The 18037-nt window shown below is 74.0% G+C and carries 14 protein-coding genes; 6 read left to right on the plus strand and 8 right to left on the minus strand.

Annotated features, from left to right (window positions below; translation table 11 throughout):
• Nucleotides 1–153: 153 nt before the first annotated feature.
• Nucleotides 154–954, minus strand: a complete 801-nt coding sequence (locus tag IF99_RS0125575; protein WP_030999807.1) for a sugar phosphate isomerase/epimerase family protein — start codon at nt 952–954, stop codon at nt 154–156.
• Nucleotides 955–1184: 230 nt separating this feature from the next.
• Nucleotides 1185–2234: a LacI family DNA-binding transcriptional regulator gene (locus tag IF99_RS0125580; protein WP_030999809.1), complete on the minus strand. Its 1050-nt coding sequence runs from the start codon at nt 2232–2234 to the stop codon at nt 1185–1187.
• Nucleotides 2235–2375: 141 nt separating this feature from the next.
• Between IF99_RS0125580 and IF99_RS0125585 the strand changes: the two genes are divergently transcribed.
• From IF99_RS0125585 to IF99_RS0125595, 3 genes are read left to right on the plus strand one after another with little or no spacing between them, the layout of a single operon-like run.
• Nucleotides 2376–3527 carry a Gfo/Idh/MocA family protein gene (locus tag IF99_RS0125585; RefSeq protein WP_030999811.1) on the plus strand — a complete coding sequence of 384 codons (1152 nt, stop codon included), beginning with the start codon at nt 2376–2378 and terminating at the stop codon, nt 3525–3527.
• Nucleotides 3524–4678, plus strand: coding sequence for a dihydrodipicolinate synthase family protein (locus IF99_RS0125590; RefSeq protein ID WP_030999813.1), 1155 nt, complete (start codon nt 3524–3526; stop codon nt 4676–4678). The genes IF99_RS0125585 and IF99_RS0125590 overlap by 4 nt, the downstream gene beginning before the upstream one ends.
• Nucleotides 4675–5502 (plus strand): sugar phosphate isomerase/epimerase family protein, encoded by an 828-nt coding sequence (locus tag IF99_RS0125595; protein ID WP_030999815.1) that lies wholly within the window; start codon nt 4675–4677, stop codon nt 5500–5502. The genes IF99_RS0125590 and IF99_RS0125595 overlap by 4 nt, the downstream gene beginning before the upstream one ends.
• A 269-nt stretch (nt 5503–5771) precedes the next feature.
• Here the strand turns inward: IF99_RS0125595 and IF99_RS0125600 are convergent, their stop codons facing one another.
• Complete coding sequence (locus IF99_RS0125600; protein WP_030999817.1) at nt 5772–6230, minus strand: hypothetical protein; 459 nt, start codon at nt 6228–6230, stop codon at nt 5772–5774.
• A gap of 139 nt (nt 6231–6369) precedes the next feature.
• On the opposite strand from IF99_RS0125600, the gene IF99_RS0125605 reads away from it, so the two are divergent.
• Nucleotides 6370–8685 (plus strand): ATP-dependent RecD-like DNA helicase, encoded by a 2316-nt coding sequence (locus IF99_RS0125605; protein ID WP_030999819.1) that lies wholly within the window; start codon nt 6370–6372, stop codon nt 8683–8685.
• A gap of 341 nt (nt 8686–9026) precedes the next feature.
• The gene (locus IF99_RS0125610; RefSeq protein ID WP_030999821.1) at nt 9027–10325 is read left to right on the plus strand and encodes a citrate synthase; all 1299 of its coding nucleotides are present in this window, start codon (nt 9027–9029) and stop codon (nt 10323–10325) included.
• 533 nt (nt 10326–10858) lie between these two features.
• On the opposite strand, the gene IF99_RS0125615 is transcribed toward IF99_RS0125610, so the two are convergent.
• The 5 genes from IF99_RS0125615 to IF99_RS0125635 form a co-directional block, all read right to left on the minus strand.
• Entirely contained in the window at nt 10859–13156 is a 2298-nt protein-coding gene (locus IF99_RS0125615; RefSeq protein ID WP_030999823.1) for a heavy metal translocating P-type ATPase, read from the minus strand.
• A 97-nt stretch (nt 13157–13253) separates the two neighbouring features.
• Nucleotides 13254–13481, minus strand: a complete 228-nt coding sequence (locus IF99_RS0125620) for a heavy-metal-associated domain-containing protein (RefSeq protein WP_007826800.1) — start codon at nt 13479–13481, stop codon at nt 13254–13256.
• 125 nt (nt 13482–13606) lie between these two features.
• Complete coding sequence (locus IF99_RS0125625; RefSeq protein ID WP_051703685.1) at nt 13607–14551, minus strand: PrsW family intramembrane metalloprotease; 945 nt, start codon at nt 14549–14551, stop codon at nt 13607–13609.
• 422 nt (nt 14552–14973) lie between these two features.
• Complete coding sequence (locus IF99_RS0125630; protein WP_030999828.1) at nt 14974–15807, minus strand: helix-turn-helix domain-containing protein; 834 nt, start codon at nt 15805–15807, stop codon at nt 14974–14976.
• Between the two features lie 3 nt (nt 15808–15810).
• On the minus strand, nt 15811–16734 hold the full coding sequence (locus IF99_RS0125635; protein ID WP_030999830.1) for a sugar phosphate isomerase/epimerase family protein: 924 nt from the start codon (nt 16732–16734) through the stop codon (nt 15811–15813).
• 127 nt (nt 16735–16861) lie between these two features.
• Here IF99_RS0125635 and iolC point away from each other — a divergent pair, with 127 nt between their 5' ends.
• A complete protein-coding gene (gene iolC / locus IF99_RS0125640) occupies nt 16862–17899 on the plus strand; it encodes a 5-dehydro-2-deoxygluconokinase (protein ID WP_030999832.1) in 1038 nt (345 codons plus the stop codon).
• Nucleotides 17900–18037: the final 138 nt, after the last annotated feature.

The following is an 18037-nucleotide window of genomic DNA, read 5'->3' on the forward strand; positions in this document are numbered from 1 at the left end:
GGCTGGGGGGGGGTGGGGCCGGACGGGGGAGGGGACGCACCCTGAGCGGGGGCAGAGCGGCCGGAAGGGCCGGGGCTCCGGCGTCCTCCCGCCCGCCGCCCGGCCCGTTCCGTCCCCCGCGCCCCGGCCCCGTTCCGCCCCGCGCGCCTTCCCTCAGGCCGCCTCGTTCAGCAGCCTCCGCAGGTACTCCGCGCCCGGGCCGAGCAGCGGCGCGAGGTCGGCCGCGTCCGCGTACCACCGCTTCTCGTACTCCCAGCACAGCCACCCGTCCCAGCCCTCGCGCGTGAGCACCTCCACGACCTCGCCGAGCGGCAGCACCCCGGCGCCGAGCGGCAGCGGGGTCGTGTTCTCGCGCGAGGCGATGTCCTTGACCTGCACGTATCCGAGGTACGGGGCGAGCGCGAGGTAGGACTCCTCGGGCTGCTCGCCGCCGAGCCACGTGTGCATGGTGTCCCACAGGGCGCCCGTCGACTTGTGCCCGACCGTGCCGAGGACGCGGGTCGCCGCGGCGCCCGTACGGTGCGAGTCGTGCGTCTCCAGGAGGATGCGGACGCCGAGCCCGGCCGCGTGCTCGGCGGCGAGCCCGAGCCGCCGCTCGGCGGTCGCGTCGGCCTCCGCCTCGCTCTGCTCCGTGCCCCCGCCGGGGAAGACCCGGACGAAGCGCGCGCCGAGGTCGTGGGCGAGTTCGACGAGGGCGCGCGTCTCGGTGACGTGCGGCTCGTCCTCGCCCGGCTCGGCGATCTTCACGTACCCGGCGATCCCGAGCACCTCGATCCCCTCGGCGGCGAACGCCTCGCGTGCGGCGGCGCGTTCGGCGACCGTGCTGGTGAGAGCGAGCGGCTCCTCGGGGTGGGCGCGCAGCTCCACACCGTGGTAGCCGTGCCTCGCGGCGAGCCGTGCGACCTCGGCGAGGGGCAGCCCGGGGAGACCGAGGGTGGAGAACGCCAGTTTCATGTCTTGTGCTCCTTCGTCGCTTCTGCCGTGGCCCGGACCGGGTGCCGCGGTCACGCCAGGCCGTCTGTCGACAGCCTGACCGCACGCGGCCCACGTATTCCCTGTGGCGCGCCGGGACGGGCGCGGGGCAGGGCCGGTACGGGCACACGGAGGCCCGCTACGGGCGCGCGACTCGCCCGCCCCTACGAGCGCGGCGCTCCCTCAACCGCTGCCGGACGCGCCTCCCGTCCTCACTTCACCGGCCCCGTCGACCCCCTGACCACCAGCTCCCCGGCGACCAGTTCCTCGCCGCCCGCCGGTGGCGCGTCCCGCCCCGTCGCGATGCGCCCGGCCCGCGCGCCCGTGCCCTGGAGGGGCAACCGCACCGTCGTGAGCGCGGGCAGCGCGTCCGCGCTGAAGGGGAGGTCGTCGAAGCCCGTCACGGAGACGTCCTCGGGGACCCGCAGCCCGCGCTCGCGCAGCGCCGCGCACGCGCCGAGCGCCACGGTGTCGTTCGCCGCGACGATCGCGGTCAAGTCCGGTACACGGTCCAGGAGTTCCCCCACCGCCCGGTAGCCGGACGCCCTGTCGTACGCGCCGTGCGCGGTCGCCCCCGCCAGGTCCTCGATCCCCGCCTCGGCGAGCGCGGCCCGGTGGCCTTCGAGGCGGTGCCGGGTCGTCGTGCGCTCGGGCGGGCCCGCGACGCAGCCGATGCGGCGGTGCCCGAGCGCGAGGAGGTGCGCGGTCAACTCCCGTGCCCCCGCCCGGTTGTCGAAAGTCAGCGCGGTGACGCCGGGCCCCGCGTCGGGCAGCGGGGGCCGTCCCAGGAGGATCACGCGCGTCCCCGCGGCGCCGAGCTTGCGCAGCTTGGCGGCGACGGCCGCGCGGTGACCGGGGTCCTCGACCGCGCCCCCGGTGAGCACGACGGCGGCGGCGCGCTGGCGCTGGAGCAGCGTCAGGTACGTGAGTTCGCGCTCCGGGGCGCCCCCGGTCCCGCACACCACCGCGAGCCGCTCCCCGCCCGCGCGCCCCCCGGGACCGCCGATCTGCGACTGCACCGCGCTCGCGATGATGCCGAAGAAGGGGTCGGCGATGTCGTTGACGAGCACCCCGACGAGGTCCGAGGTCGCGGCGGCGAGCGAACTGGCCGGGCCGTTCAGCACGTAGTCCAGTTCGTCCACGGCACGCAGCACCCGCTCCCTGGTCCCCTCGGCGACCGGATAGTTGCCGTTCAGTACCCGGGAGACGGTCGCGGGCGACACCCCCGCGCGGGAAGCCACATCCGAGAGCGTCACGGTCATCTCGTCCTCCGGGACCGGTCGGGCCGGCAGGGAAGCCGGCGGGCGGGGGTCTTGTCGTCCCCGCTGCGCAGAGGCTAGCGTCTCCCCTCGTAGAAAGCGCTTACCAACCGTGTTTGCCGCTCGCCGCGAGAAGGGACCCCCGTGGAACGCAAGACGGTGCACATCGCCATGAACGGTGTGACGGGGCGGATGGGCCACCGCCAGCACCTCGTCCGGTCGATCCTCGCGCTGCGCGAGCAGGGCGGGCTCGACCTCGGCGACGGGAGGGTCCTGTGGCCCGAGCCCGTCCTCGTCGGCCGCCGCGAGGACGCTCTGCGCGCCCTCGCCGAGCGCTACGGCCTGACCCGCTGGTCGACCGACCTCGACGCGGTGCTCGCCGATCCGGCGATCGACATCTACTTCGACGCGCAGGTCACCTCGGCGCGCGAGGAGGCCCTGAAGAAGGCCGTCGCGGCGGGCAAGCACCTCTACACCGAGAAGCCCACCGCGACCGGGCTCGACGGCGCGCTCGACCTCGCCCGCCGCGCCGAGGTTGCGGGCGTCAAGCACGGCGTCGTGCAGGACAAGCTCTTCCTGCCGGGCCTGCTCAAGCTCAAGCGCCTCGTCGACGGCGGCTTCTTCGGCCGTGTCCTGTCCGTGCGGGGCGAGTTCGGCTACTGGGTCTTCGAGGGCGACTGGCAGGAGGCGCAGCGCCCGAGCTGGAACTACCGCACGCGGGACGGCGGCGGCATCGTCACCGACATGTTCCCCCACTGGGAGTACGTGCTCCACGAGCTGTTCGGCCGCGTCACGAGCGTCCAGGCGCTCACCGCGACCCACCTGCCCCGGCGCTGGGACGAGCGGGGCGAGCCGTACGAGGCGACGGCCGACGACGCCGCCTACGGGATCTTCCAGCTCGAAGGCGGCGCGATCGCGCAGATCAACTCCTCCTGGGCGGTACGGGTCCACCGCGACGAACTCGTCGAGTTCCAGGTCGACGGGACCGAGGGCTCGGCGGTCGCGGGACTGCGCACGTGCCGTGTCCAGCATCGCTCCGCGACCCCGAAGCCGGTGTGGAACCCGGACCTGCCCGCCACGGAGGTCTTCCGAGAGCAGTGGCAGGAGGTGCCGGACAACGGCACGTTCGACAACGGCTTCAAGGCGCAGTGGGAACTGTTCCTTCGCCACGTCTACGCGGACGCCCCCTACCACTGGGACCTCCTCGCGGGCGCGCGCGGCGTCCAGCTCGCCGAGCTGGGCCTCGCCTCCTCGGCGCAGGGCCGCCGCATCGACGTACCGGAGATCACGCTGTGACGCTCCTGCTCCCCTCCCCGGACGGCTCCTTGCGGCGGTACGAGCCCGCGTCCGCGCCCGCCCCGGGCACATGGGCGGGCGGCCCGCTCGCCTCCCGTACGGTCTTCTCCGCCGCGCACGTCGTCGCGGACCCCTACGCGGACGTCAGCGCCGACGACCCGGCGGCCGTCGACTGGGACGCGACTCTCGCCTTCCGCCGCCACCTGTGGCAGCAGGGGCTCGGCGTCGCCGAGGCGATGGACACGGCGCAGCGCGGCATGGGCCTCGACTGGCCCACCGCGGCCGAGCTGATCCGCCGTTCGGCCGCCGAGGCGCGCGCGGCCGGCGGCCGGATCGCCGCCGGGGCCGGGACGGACCAGCTCGCGGCGGGCACGCTCGACGAGATCCGCGCGGCGTACGAGGAGCAGCTCGCGCTCGTCGAGGACGCGGGCGCGCAGGCGATCCTCATGGCCTCGCGCGCCCTCGCCGCCGCGGCCCGGGGCCCCGAGGACTACCTCACGCTCTACGGGCACCTGCTGCGCCAGGCCCGCGAGCCGGTGATCCTGCACTGGCTCGGCCCCATGTTCGACCCGGCGCTCGCGGGGTACTGGGGCGCGGCGGACCTGGACGCGGCGACGGAAACGTTCCTCCAGGTCATCGCGGCGCACCCGGACAAGGTGGACGGCATCAAGATCTCGCTGCTCGACGCGGACCGCGAGATCGCCGTGCGCCGCCGCCTCCCGGCGGGCGTCCGCTGCTACACGGGCGACGACTTCCACTACCCGGAACTCATCGCGGGCGACGCGGAGGGCTTCAGCCACGCCCTGCTCGGCATCTTCGACCCCCTCGCCCCGCTCGCCGCTCGCGCGGTCCGCGTCCTGGACACGGGGGACGTGCGCGGTTTCCGCGACGTCCTGGACCCGACCGTCGCGTTGTCGCGCCACCTCTTCCAGCGGCCGACCCGCTTCTACAAGACGGGCGTCGTGTTCCTGGCCTGGCTCGCGGGCCACCAGGAGCACTTCGCGATGGTCGGGGGCCACCAGTCCTCGCGCTCCCTGCCGCACCTCGCCCGTGCCTACGAACTCGCCGACGGCCTCGGCCTGTTCCCGGACCCGGAGCGCGCCGCCCTGCGGATGCGCGCGCTCCTCGACGTCTACGGAGTGCCCCGGTGACCGCGCACGCGCGTTTCAGCATCAACCAGCAGACGGTGAAGCAGCTCTCGCTCCCGGAACTCGTCGAGACGTGCGCCGCCCTGGGGGTGCGCAACGTGGGCCTGTGGCGGGAGCCCGTGCGGGCGTACGGCCTGGAGGCGAGCGCGGCGCTCGTGCGCGAGGCGGGCCTCACGGTCACGACGCTGTGCCGGGGCGGCTTCCTCACGGCGAGTGAGCAGGGCGCCCGCCGGGCCGCGCTGGCCGACAACCGCAGGGCGATCGACGAGGCGGCGGCCCTCGGCACGCGGGTCCTCGTGCTCGTCTCGGGCGGGCTCCCCGAGGGCGAGCGCGATCTGCGGGCGGCCCGCGCGCGCCTGGCCGACGCGCTCGCCGAACTGGCCCCGTACGCGGGCCGGTCGGGGATCACGCTGGCGATCGAGCCCCTGCACCCGATGTTCGCCTCGGACCGCTGCGTCGTCTCGACGCTCACGCAGGCGCTCGACCTCGCCGACCCCTTCCCCGCCGAGCAGGTCGGCGTCTGCGTCGACACCTACCACGTCTGGTGGGACGACCAGGCCCCGGCGGCCCTGGAGCGCGCGGGCGCGGGAGGGCGTCTCGCCGCCTTCCAGCTCGCCGACTGGATCACCCCCCTGCCCGCCGGGGTCCTCAACGGCCGGGGCCAGCTCGGGGACGGCGCGATCGACCTGGCGTGGTGGCGCGAGCGCGCCGACGCGAACGGCTACGAGGGACCGATCGAGGTCGAGCTGTTCAACGACGAGCTGTGGGCGGGGGACGGCAGGAAGCTCCTCGCGACGACGGCGGAACGGTTCGCGCGGTACGTGTGAGGGTGCCGCGCGGACGGGTGCGAGAGGACCCGCTCGGGGCTCGCGCGGGGCCGCCGGGCGCCGCGGGAAAAACTTCCGCGGGCCGTACAACCCTCCGCCCCCGTGCCAGGTCATACGTGGTGTCGCCAGGGGTGGGGGGAAGACCGGGGGGGATTCCCGAGGGGGGAGCCCTGCGCGACAGGGGGGAAGCGGAAGGGCCCGACCGCCGAGGCGGACGGGCCCCTTCGCGTTTTCCGGCGCGCGGTGGCCCGGTCGTGCGCCCGGCGCGCTCAGCTGCTGGACGACGCGGCGACCGCCGTCCGCTGGCGCCGCTGGAGCGTGAGCACCACCACCCCGACGAAGACCTGGACGGGCAGCGGCACGTCACCGAGCTCGGCGGTCACCCCGCCCCGGAAGCCGGTGCTCCGGAACTCGCCCAGCACCCGCCCGTCCGCGACGAGTTGGCGCTTCCCGCGCAGGAACGAGGGGCGCTTCAGCTCGTACGGGCCGCCCTCGCCGGTGACGACCCAGTGCCCGCCGGAACGGTGCGCCTCGGCGCGCACCGTGTCGCCCGCGAGCATCTCGAAGGAGCGTCCCCAGCCCCCGGAGCGGAACGTGAAGCTCTCACCGGCCATGTCGATCTGCCCGCCGGAGCTCCAGAGACGGGAGGACCAGTTCCCCACCGACATCCCGTTCACCAGGACCTCGTAGCCGCGCCCGAAGGCGCTCTCCGGCTTGATCTCCAGCATGGCGTGCTCCTCGGCCGACGCATGGGCAGAACCGTGTCCGCGGCGGTGGCCCCCCGCGGACACGTCCTCGCCTGCCCGGGAACGGCCGGACGCACACCGGCGCCGACCGCCGCCCGCGCCCCGGCGGTACCGTCCTCCCATGGCCCCCAGCACCCCCGGCGACCAGGCCCGCGCCACCGCCTCCCCGCTCGCCGTCCTCGAAGGCACGCTCGAACGCATCACCTTCGCCAGTGAGGAGAACGGCTTCACCGTCGCCCGCGTCGACACGGGCCGCGGCGGCGGCGAACTGCTCACCGTGGTCGGGGCACTGCTCGGCGCGCAGCCGGGGGAGGCGCTGCGGATGCGCGGGCGGTGGGGCTCGCACCCGAGGCACGGCAAGCAGTTCGTCGTCGAGAACTACACGACCGTCCTGCCCGCCACGATCCAGGGCATCAGGCGGTACCTCGGCTCCGGGCTCGTCAAGGGCATCGGGCCCGTCTTCGCCGACCGCATCACCCAGCACTTCGGGACGGACACGCTCGACATCATCGAGACCGAGCCGAAGCGGCTCATCGAGGTGCAGGGACTCGGTCCCAAGCGCGTCGCGAAGATCATCGCGGCGTGGGAGGAGCAGAAGGCGATCAAGGAGGTCATGGTCTTCCTCCAGAGCGTCGAGGTGTCCACCTCCATCGCCGTCCGCATCTACAAGAAGTACGGGGACGACTCGATCGAGGTCGTGAAGGCGGAGCCGTACCGGCTCGCCGCCGACGTCTGGGGCATCGGCTTCCTCACGGCCGACCGCATCGCCCGGGCGGTCGGCATCCCCGAGGACAGCCCGGAGCGCGTCAAAGCGGGGCTCCAGTACGCGCTGTCGCAGGCGACGGACCAAGGGCACTGCTACCTGCCCGAGGAACGCCTCATCAGCGACGCGGTGAAGCTCCTCGGCGTCGACACGGGGCTCGTGATCGAGTGCCTTGGCGAGCTGGCCGAGGACCCGGAGGGGGTCGTGCGGGAGCGGCTGACGGACCCGGACGGGCAGCCGGTGACCGGCGTGTACCTCGTGCCCTTCCACCGCGCCGAACTCTCCCTCGCCGGTCAGGTCCGCCGGCTGCTCGGCGCCGGCGACGACCGGCTCGCGGGCTTCCAGGACGTGGACTGGGGCGCGGCGCTCGGCTGGCTGCGGCGCCGTACGGGCGCGGAACTCGCCCCGGAGCAGGAGGCCGCCGTGCGGCTCGCGCTGACCCGCAAGGTCGCGGTGCTCACCGGAGGCCCCGGCTGCGGGAAGTCTTTCACGGTGCGTTCCGTGGTCGAACTGGCCCGCGCGCGGCGGGCGAAGGTCGTGCTCGCCGCGCCGACCGGGCGCGCGGCGAAGCGGCTCGCGGAGCTGACCGGGGCCGAGGCATCGACGGTGCACCGGCTGCTCGAACTGAAGCCGGGCGGGGACGCGGCGTACGACAGGGACCGGCCGCTCGACGCGGACCTCGTCGTCGTGGACGAGGCGTCGATGCTGGACCTGCTGCTCGCGAACAAGCTGGTCAAGGCGGTCGCGCCGGGGGCTCACCTGCTGCTCGTGGGGGACGTGGACCAGCTCCCCTCGGTCGGCGCGGGCGAGGTGCTGCGGGACCTGCTGAGCGAGGGCGGCCCGGTCCCCGCCGTACGCCTGACGCGGATCTTCCGGCAGGCGCAGGAGTCGGGTGTCGTCATGAACGCGCACCGCATCAACGAGGGTCAGCACCCGCGCACGGAGGGCCTGAAGGACTTCTTCCTGTTCGTGGAGGAGGACACGGAGGCGGCGGGGCGCCTGACGGTCGATGTCGTGGCGCGCCGCATCCCCGCGCGCTTCGGCCTCGATCCCCGCACCGACGTACAGGTCCTCGCGCCGATGCACCGGGGCCCGGCGGGCGCGGGCACGCTCAACGCGCTGCTCCAGCAGGCGCTGACGCCGCCGGGCCCGCGCACGGAGGAGAAGCGCTTCGGCGGGCGGGTCTTCCGGGTGGGCGACAAGGTCACGCAGATCCGCAACAACTACGAGAAGGGCGAGAACGGCGTCTTCAACGGCACGGTCGGCGTCGTGACCGGACTCGACGCGGTGGAGCAGCGCCTGACGGTCCGTACGGACGAGGACGAGGACGTGGTCTACGACTTCGACGAGCTGGACGAACTCGCGCACGCCTACGCGATGACGATCCACCGCTCGCAGGGCAGCGAGTACCCCGCGGTCGTCGTCCCCGTCACGACGAGCGCGTGGACGATGTTGCAGCGCAACCTCCTGTATACGGCCGTCACGCGCGCGAAACGTCTCGTGGTCCTCGTCGGCTCCCGCCGCGCCCTCGGCCAGGCGGTCCGCACCGTCTCGGCGGGCCGCCGCCACACGGGCCTCGCCGGGCGCCTCCGCGCCCCCGAGGTGCCCGGGCAGCGCGGGGCGGCGGCCGGGGGAGCGGCCGCCGAATCTCCGGCGTCCCACTCCTCGCGGTGAATTTCCTGCGGAGCGGACCCCCGCCCACCGCACGTACCCGCGAGGTCCGCCGGTTGCTCACCCGGCGGCGCCGTCCGCACACGTCCCGTACTCGCCAGTACCCCCGGTGTGTCTCCGGCGGATGACGTAGGGAAAGATGATCGATCAAAACGGTGGGAAACGTCACCCTGCTCTTCCGCAACCGGAGGGGAGGCGGCAGGATGGCAAGGCTGCTCGACGGCACTCAGTGCCGCCAATAGGGCCAATGGTCGGCCCCGAGTGCACTTTCCTCGTCCAAATGGGGGAAGGTAGACACAGTCAGGGCACCTCGAAGAAGAGGCACTACGTCGGTGAGGGATGACGTGAGCGAGAAACGCGACAACGCGGTAGTACTGCGGTACGGCGATGACGAGTACACCTACCCGGTGGTCGACAGCACCGTCGGCGACAGCGGCTTCGACATCGGGAAGCTGCGCGCCCAGACCGGTCTGGTGACCCTGGACAGCGGGTACGGGAACACCGCCGCGTACAAGTCCGCCGTCACCTACCTCGACGGTGAGCAGGGGATTCTCCGCTACCGCGGGTACCCCATCGAGCAGCTGGCCGAGAGCAGCAGCTTCCTGGAGGTCGCGTACCTCCTCATCAACGGTGAGCTGCCCAAGGTCGACGAGCTCTCGACCTTCAAGAACGACGTCACGCAGCACACCCTGCTGCACGAGGACGTCAAGCGGTTCTTCGACGGCTTCCCGCGCGACGCCCACCCGATGGCCATGCTGTCCTCGGTCGTCAGCGCGCTGTCCACCTTCTACCAGGACAGCCACAACCCGTTCGACGAGGAGCAGCGGAACCTCTCCACGATCCGCCTGCTCGCCAAGCTCCCGACGATCGCCGCCTACGCGTACAAGAAGTCCGTGGGCCAGCCCTTCGTCTACCCGCGCAACGACCTCGGCTACGTCGAGAACTTCCTGCGCATGACCTTCTCGGTCCCCGCGCAGGACTACGAGCTGGACCCGGTCGTCGTCTCCGCGCTCGACAAGCTGCTCATCCTGCACGCCGACCACGAGCAGAACTGTTCGACCTCGACGGTCCGCCTCGTCGGCTCCTCGCAGGCCAACATGTTCGCCTCGATCTCGGCGGGCATCAACGCGCTGTGGGGCCCGCTGCACGGCGGCGCCAACCAGAGCGTGCTGGAAATGCTGGAAGGCATCCAGGCCAACGGCTCCGACGTCGACACCTTCATCCGCAAGGTGAAGAACAAGGAAGACGGCGTGAAGCTCATGGGCTTCGGGCACCGCGTCTACAAGAACTTCGACCCCCGGGCGAAGATCATCAAGGCGGCGGCGCACGACGTCCTCTCGGCGCTCGGCAAGAGCGACGAACTGCTCGACATCGCGCTGAAGCTGGAGGAGCACGCGCTCGCCGACGACTACTTCGTCGAGCGGAAGCTCTACCCGAACGTGGACTTCTACACCGGTCTCATCTACCGGGCGATGGGCTTCCCCACCGAGATGTTCACGGTCCTCTTCGCGCTCGGCCGTCTCCCCGGCTGGATCGCCCAGTGGACCGAGATGATCAAGGAGCCGGGAAGCCGCATCGGCCGCCCGCGCCAGATCTACACGGGCTACGTGAACCGCGACTTCGTCCCGGTCGAGGGCCGCTGACCCTCCCGCTGTCGGTCGCGCGCGGCAGAGGGCCCCGTCCGCACGGACGGGGCCCTCTGCATGCAGCCCGTCCGGCGCTTGAGGACACCGCGCGAAGCGCGAAAGCCCCGCGCACCGAGGCGCACCCCCTCCGGCCGCCCGCGCCAAGCGAAAGGCGCCCCTCCGCCAGTCCCCCCACGGGCTGACGGTCGGGGCGCCTTCCTGTGCCCCGGGATCGGATTCCCCCCACGGGATCCGGCCGGGCGTTCAGGTGGTGCCGCGGTCCGCCGGGACGCGTACGCGCGGGAGGGCCGCTCAAGCTCCCCGGCCGCACGTCGTCCCGGCCTTCGCTGCGAGGAAAGTCCCCCAAGACATTCCCCGCTGCCGGCCGACGCCCCCCAAGACGTCTCCCGGCATGGTGTGAGACCTCCGAACCAGGCAGACGGTTACCCATGAAACGTTGTGATCTGCGTCACGACGTCCTGACCAGCGCGTCCTGAACCGCGCTGAGCCCGGACGGAGTGTCCGGGCTCAGCGTAAGGGGCTTGCGGGGGCTATGTGAAGGTCCTGAGGCGAAGACTGTTCGTGACGACGAAGACGGACGAGAAGGCCATCGCGGCACCCGCGATCATCGGGTTGAGCAGCCCGGCCGCCGCGAGCGGGATCGCCGCCACGTTGTAGCCGAACGCCCAGAAGAGGTTGCCCTTGATGATCCGGAGCGTCCGTCGCGAGAGGCGGATCGCGTCGGCGGCGACCCGCAGGTCGCCCCGCACGAGCGTGAGGTCTCCCGCCTCGATGGCCGCGTCCGTCCCCGTACCCATCGCGAGCCCCAGATCGGCGGTCGCGAGCGCGGCAGCGTCGTTGACGCCGTCGCCGACCATCGCGACCGTGCGCCCGCTCTCCTGGAGCCGGCGCACCTCGGCCGCCTTGTCCCGGGGCAGGACCTCGGCGACGACCTCGTCGACGCCGATCTCCCGTCCCACGGCCTCCGCGACCGCCCGGTTGTCCCCGGTGAGCAGGACGGGCCGCAGGCCGAGGCCGCGCAGCTCCCGCACCGCCTCCGCGCTCGACTCCTTCACGGCGTCGGCGACGGCGAGCAGCCCCCGCACCCCCCCGTCCCACGCGACGAACACCGCCGTCGCGCCGTCCGCCTCCGCCGCCGTCTTCGCGCGCGTCAGCTCCTCCGGGACGGGGAGCCCGTCGAGCAGGGCGCCGCGTCCGACCCGTACCTCCAGGCCCTCCACGGTGCCCCGCACCCCGAGCCCCGGCTCGTTGGCGAAGGCGCTCACCGCCGGGAGCGTCCCGACGCGCTCCTCGGCGCCCTCGGCGAGCGCGCGGGCCACCGGGTGCTCCGAGGCGTGCTCGACCGCGCCCGCGAGGCGCAGGACGTCCTTCTCGTCCGTGTCCCCGGCCGCGACGACCGTGCGCAGCCTCATGCGGCCCGTCGTCACCGTGCCCGTCTTGTCGAGCACGACCGTGTCCACGCGCCGCGTCGACTCCAGGACCTCGGGGCCCTTGATGAGGATGCCGAGCTGGGCGCCCCTGCCCGTGCCGACCAGGAGGGCCGTCGGGGTCGCGAGGCCGAGCGCGCACGGGCACGCGATGATCAGGACCGCGACGGCGGCCGTGAAGGCGGCCGTCACGTCGTCCGTGGCGAGCAGCCACCCCACCAGCGTCCCGAGCGCGATGACGAGCACGACGGGCACGAAGATCCCCGAGACGCGGTCCGCGAGCCGCTGGACCTGGGCCTTCCCGTTCTGCGCGTCCTCCACGAGCCGCGCCATGCGCGCGAGCTGGGTGTCCGCGCCGACGCGCCCCGCCTGGACGACGAGCCGCCCCGAGACGTTGACCGTCGCCCCGGTGACCGCGTCCCCCGGGCCGACGTCCACGGGCGCCGACTCGCCCGTCAGCATCGAGACGTCCAGCGCCGAGGTCCCCTCGGTCACCGTGCCGTCCGTCGCGACCTTCTCACCGGGCCGTACGACGAAGCGGTCGCCGACGCGCAGCGAGCCCACCGGGACCCGTACCTCCCGGCCGTCCCGCAGGACGGCCACGTCCTTCGCGCCCAGTTCGAGCAGCGCGCGCAGGGCCGCTCCCGCGCTCCGCTTCGAGCGCGCCTCCAGGTAGCGCCCGAGCAGCAGGAAGACGATGACGCCCGCGGCCACTTCCAGGTAGATCGCGGAGGTGCCCTGGTGCGGGTCCACCGTCAGGTCGAAGCCGTGCCGCATGTGCGGCATCCCCGCGTCGCCGAGGAAGAGCGCCCACAGCGACCAGCCGAAGGCGGCGAGCGTGCCGATCGACACGAGGGTGTCCATCGTCGCCGCCCCGTGCCGCAGGTTCGTCCAGGTGGCGCGGTGGAAGGGCCACCCGCCCCACACCACGACCGGCGCGGCGAGCGTCAGCGAGAGCCACTGCCAGTGGTCGAACTGGAGCGGCGGGGCCATCGCGAGCACGACGACAGGGAGCGCGAGGGCGAAGGAGACCAGGAGGCGCTGCCGGAGGTCGGCGAGCCGGGAGTCCGCCGGGGGCTCCGGGGGCTCGGCGTCCGGCTCCGGGTCGGGCTCGGGGGGCAGGACCGGCTCCGCCGTGTACCCCGTTCTCACGACCGTCGCGACGAGGTCGTCGACGCCCACCCCCTCGGCGTAGCTGACCTTCGCCTTCTCGGTCGCGTAGTTGACGGAGGCGGAGACGCCCTCCATCCGGTTGAGCTTCTTCTCGATCCTGGCCGCGCAGGCGGCGCACGTCATCCCGCCCACGGCCAGCTCGATCTGAGCGGGCTCGGCGGCGGACGCGGAATCGGCTCCGGTCCTCGCTATGCCCGCCTCCTGCTTGTCCTGAAGCGGCGTGCTCATGTCGGTGGCCTCCGGTCGTACGGGTACGGGGTAGGGGTATGGGAGGCGGGACGGTACGCGGCGCGGGGGCGTCCCCGCGCCGCGCGGGCCGCCGCCGTCAGACGGTGCCCGCCAGCTCGTACCCCGCCTCGTCCACGGCGGCGCGGACCGCGGCCTCGTCGAGCGGGGCCGTCGAGACGACGGTGACCTCGCCGTTCGCCGCCGAGGCGCGCACCTCGGTGACCTCGGGAAGCTCGGTCAGCTCGGCGCTCACCGCGCCCTCGCAGTGGCCGCAGGACATGCCGCTGACCTTGTACGTGGTGGTGACGGCTGTGTCGGTCGCCATAGCGTTCTCCTCTTCGTGGGCCGCGTTCCTGGGGGCGCGGGGGACGGCTGGGGGGTGCGGTACGGCGGGCGTACCGTGACGGGAGGGTCCCGGGGGACTCCCGGCAGGATCACCACTGTATACCCCTAGGGGGTATGAGTCCAGGTGGGGTCGCGGCGGGTCATCGCCCGCCCCCAGGCGAGGGCGAGGGCCGTGATCAGGGCGAACCCCAGGACGGTGAAGAGCGTGTAGTAGTGGCGCTGCTCGCTCGTCGCGTCCACGAGGACGTCGCGCGTCGACGCCGAGCCCCGTACCGGCCTCCCCGTCACCCGCTCCGTGAGCCACAGCGCGATCCCGTGCACCGAGTCCCACAGCGCGTGCAGCGCCGAGACGCCGAGGTAGGCGACGGGCACCGCGAGGCTGAGCCGGTAGCGGCCGTCCGGACCGCGGTGCGCGAGCAGTACGGCGCCCGCGAGCGCGGTCCACAGGCCGTGCCCGAAGGGGGCGAGCACCGCGCGCAGGATCTCCGTCTGGAGCAGCGCGCGCAGGTCGATGCCGCCGAAGGAGAGCGCGGCGTTGAACGCGTACCCCGAGGTCTCGAACGCCGCGAAGCCGAAGCCGACGGCGCCGCCGAGCACGGCGCCCGCGCGCGCCCCGTACAGCCAGTGCGACCTCCGCACGAGCCACGCGAGCAGGAGCAGCTTCACGGCCTCCTCGATGAGCCCGACCGCCGCGTACACCCGCACCGACGGATGGAGCAGGAAGTACTCCGCGAGCGAGGAGCCGAGCACGCCGAGGACGCCGCCGGAGACGAAACAGCTCAGCAGCGGGTGCAGCCCGAGCCCCTCGCCGTGCCGCTCGTACGCCCACAGCGCGAAGGTCACCGGGACGAGGAAGCTGCCGAGCAGGATCAGCGTCGGCAGCAGCGCCGTGTTCTTCGTCAGGTACGTGACCCCGGCCGTCAGCGCCCACAGCACGGCCCCGATCCACAGCCAGTGCCGCCACAACCCCGGCCGGATGCCCGTCTCCGGACTTTCCGCGTGCTCGGGGACGGGGCCCGGCGCGGGCGGCGGGGCGGACGGGGTGGACACGGTGGGGACTCCGGGCGGGGGACAGGAGTGAGGTGGCCGTTCACCTTAAAACCGCCCCGGCACCGCCCCGGCGGACGCCGCGCCGTGGCCTCGGCGACAGGCGCCCCGCGACATGGCCGGGCCCGGACCGCCCCCCAGCGGTCCGGGCCCCGCGTGATCCTCCCCGGAGTTCCCCCGGCCGGGGAGCGGATCGCTCGCGGGGCACGACGCTGTCATGCCAGGCGGGGGGCGGTCTTGGAGAAACCCGCAGCACGCTCCCGACGCGCCGGTCGCACCCCGGCCCGTACGGGGAGGCGCGCGCGCCCTGGCGCCGGCACGGGGAAGCGTCGCGCGCCTCCGGCCGCCTTGCGGGCTTCCTCTGGCGGCTCCTCAGGGGAAGCCCCGCGCCGCGAAGGCCCCACGCCTCCGACGGAGCCGCCCCGTCACAGCAGCAGACTCGTCACCGCCCCGCCCAGCCGGTCGTCCGCCCCCGGCGAGGCCACCGCCGCCCGCGCCGCCGTGAAGGCCCCCGGGGTCCGGCCCGTCATCGCGTGGAACTCCCCGCTCAGATGGGCCTGGTCGTAGAAGCCGCACCGCGCCGCCGTCTCCGCCTGGCTCAGCCCGGAGGTCAGCAGCCGCACCGCGCGCTGGAGTCGTACGACCCGCGCCGCCTCCTTCGGCGTCAGCCCGACCTGCTCGCGGAAGCGGCTCTGCACCTGCCGCTCGCTCCACCCCACCTCCGCCGCGAGCCGCCGCACCGGCACCCCGCCCCCGCTCCGCTCCAGGAACCGCCACGCGTACTCGACCCGGGGCGACCACGCGGGGCCCGCGTCCAGCCACGCCGAGAGGGTCCGGTCGAGCAGCGCGAACCGCGCCCGCCAGTGCGGCAACTCCTCCAGCGCCTCGGCGAGCCGCAGCCACCGCTCCCCGCCGGGCAGCGCGCCCGGGTCCGTGCAGCGCCGCGCCAGCGTGTGCTGCTCGACCCCTAGCAGCCGGAACGCCACCCACGGCGTCACCAGGATCTCGATCCCGGCGCCCGCCCCCAGGTGCTCGCCCACGGCGGGCAGCGTCGTGAGCCCGCCGATCAGCGAGACGAGTGTCGTCGTCTCCTGACCGGGCCCGCTGACCCGTACCGGCGCCCCGAAACCGAGCACCAGCGTCACCGCGCCCACCGGGACTTCGAGGCGCGGGCGCGCCACGGTCAGCCGGTACCCGTGGTAGCGCAGGACACCCGGGCGCAGGCGGGGGTGGGGGAGCGCCGCCGCGTCGGCCCGCACGGCTCAGGCCCCGCAGGAGCGCAGGAAGGACCGCGTGCGCGCGGCGACGGGGAGCGGGCGCTCCGGCGGGCACGGGTACATGTCCTGCTCGACGATCGCGAAGAGGTCCACGCCGAGGCCCTGCGCGGCGGCGAGCACCGGTTCGAGCGCCGGAACCCCGGTCGGCGGCTCGCACATGACGCCGCGTGCGACGGCGGGACCGAAGGGCAGGTCCTCCGCCCGCACCCGCGCGAGCACGGCCGGGTCGACCTGCTTGAGGTGCAGGTAGCCGAGGCGGTCCCCGTACGTCTCGATGAGCTTGACGCTGTCGCCGCCGCAGTACGCGTAGTGCCCCGTGTCCAGGCACAGCGAGACGAGGTCGGGGTCGGTCGCGTCGAGGAGCCGTGCCACGTCGGCCTCGCCCGCGACGTGGGTGTCCGCGTGCGGGTGGACGACGACCCGGAGCCCGTACCGCTCCCGTACCTCGTGCGCGAGCCGCTCCGTCTGCCGCGCCAGGTCGTGCCACTGCGCCGCCGTCAGCTCCCGGTCCTCCAGGACCTCGCCCGTCTTGTCGTCGCGCCAGAAGGCCGGGATCACGACGAGGTGTTCCGCGCCGCTCGCCCGCGCGAGCGAGGCGACGCGCGCGACCTGACGCCACGTGTCCTCCCACACGGCGGGCCCCCGGTGCAGCCCGGTGAAGACCGTCCCGGCCGAGACCTTCAGGCCGCGCCGCGCGGTCTCCGCCGCGAGCCGGCGCGGATCGGTGGGCAGGTACCCGTACGGACCCAGCTCGATCCACTCGTACCCGGCCCGCGCCACCTCGTCGAGGAAACGCGGCCAGGGCACCTGGAGGGGGTCGTCGGGGAACCAGACCCCCCAGGAGTCGGGCGCGGAACCGACACGGATACGGGACAGCGGGGACACCGGGGGCTGCGGGACCGGGGACATCACTCCACGATCAGGAAGGCGGGACAGGGTGTCAACCAGCGAGGACCGGCCAGGAGAGGGGCGGAGGCCGTGTTGACAGGGGTCGGGGCGGCTTCCAGGCTGAGATCCCGTACCGCCGGAGGCGCGCATGGCCAAAGGACAGCATCCGTACGAGCCCCCGTCCGGGTCCCCGGCGGGCCCGGCCTCGCACGGCGCCCCCGCCGGGCCGCCCCCGCCCCTCGACGTCCTCACCATCGGCCGTACGGGCGTCGACCTCTACCCCCTCGAATCGGGCGTGCCGCTCGCGCGCGTCGAGCGGTTCGGGAAGTTCCTCGGCGGCTCGGCGACCAACGTGGCCGTCGCCGCCGCCCGGCTCGGACTGCGGGCCGCCGTCATCACCCGCACCGGCGCGGACCCCTTCGGGACCTTCGTACGCGAGGAACTGCGCGCCCTCGGCGTGGAGACCTCGTACGTCCGGGAGGTCCCCGGGCTCCCCACCCCCGTCACCTTCTGCGAACTGCACCCGCCCGACGACTTCCCGCTCCTCTTCTACCGCCGCCCCAAAGCCCCCGACCTGGAGATCCGCGCGGACGAGCTGGACGGCGAGGCGATCAGGGGCGCGCGGGTCTTCTGGACGACGGGGACGGGGCTGTGCGCCGAGCCGAGCCGTGCGGCGACGCTCGGGGCGCTCGCCGAGCGGCACGCGGCGGCGCCCGGCGCGCTCACCGTCTTCGACCTCGACTGGCGGCCGGTGTTCTGGGAGAGCCGCGCCGAGGCCCGCCCCGCCTACGCGCGGGCGCTGCGGCACGCGAGCGTCGCGGTCGGGAACCTGACGGAGTGCGAGGTCGCGACGGGCGCGAGGACGCCGCGCGCCTGCGCGGACGCGCTGCTCGAAGCGGGCGTCACGCTCGCGGTCGTGAAGCAGGGCCCGGACGGGGTGCTCGCCGCCCACCGCGACGGCACGATCGTCGAGGTCGCGCCGCTCCCCGTGGAGGTCGTCAACGGGCTCGGCGCGGGCGACGCCTTCGGCGGGGCGCTGTGCGAGGGGCTGCTCGCGGGCCGCCCGCTCGCCGAGACGATCCGCTTCGCGAACGCGGCGGGGGCGATCGTGGCGGGCCGCCTGGAGTGCTCGACGGCGATGCCGTTCCCGTACGAGGTCAGGGAGGCGCTCGCGGCGGCGGGGTGAGAGGACGGGCCCGCGCGGTCCGCGCCGGGTGACGCCCGTACCGGGGCCTCGCGTGCCGCTCGGTGTCGCCGCCCGTCCGGTGTCGTGTGCCGCTCGGCGTCGGGTATCGGGCTGTGCCGAGTGAGGGCCCTGTACCGG

Origin of the sequence: Streptomyces sp. NRRL F-5630, assembly GCF_000719475.1 — a bacterium.
GTDB lineage: Bacteria > Actinomycetota > Actinomycetes > Streptomycetales > Streptomycetaceae > Streptomyces.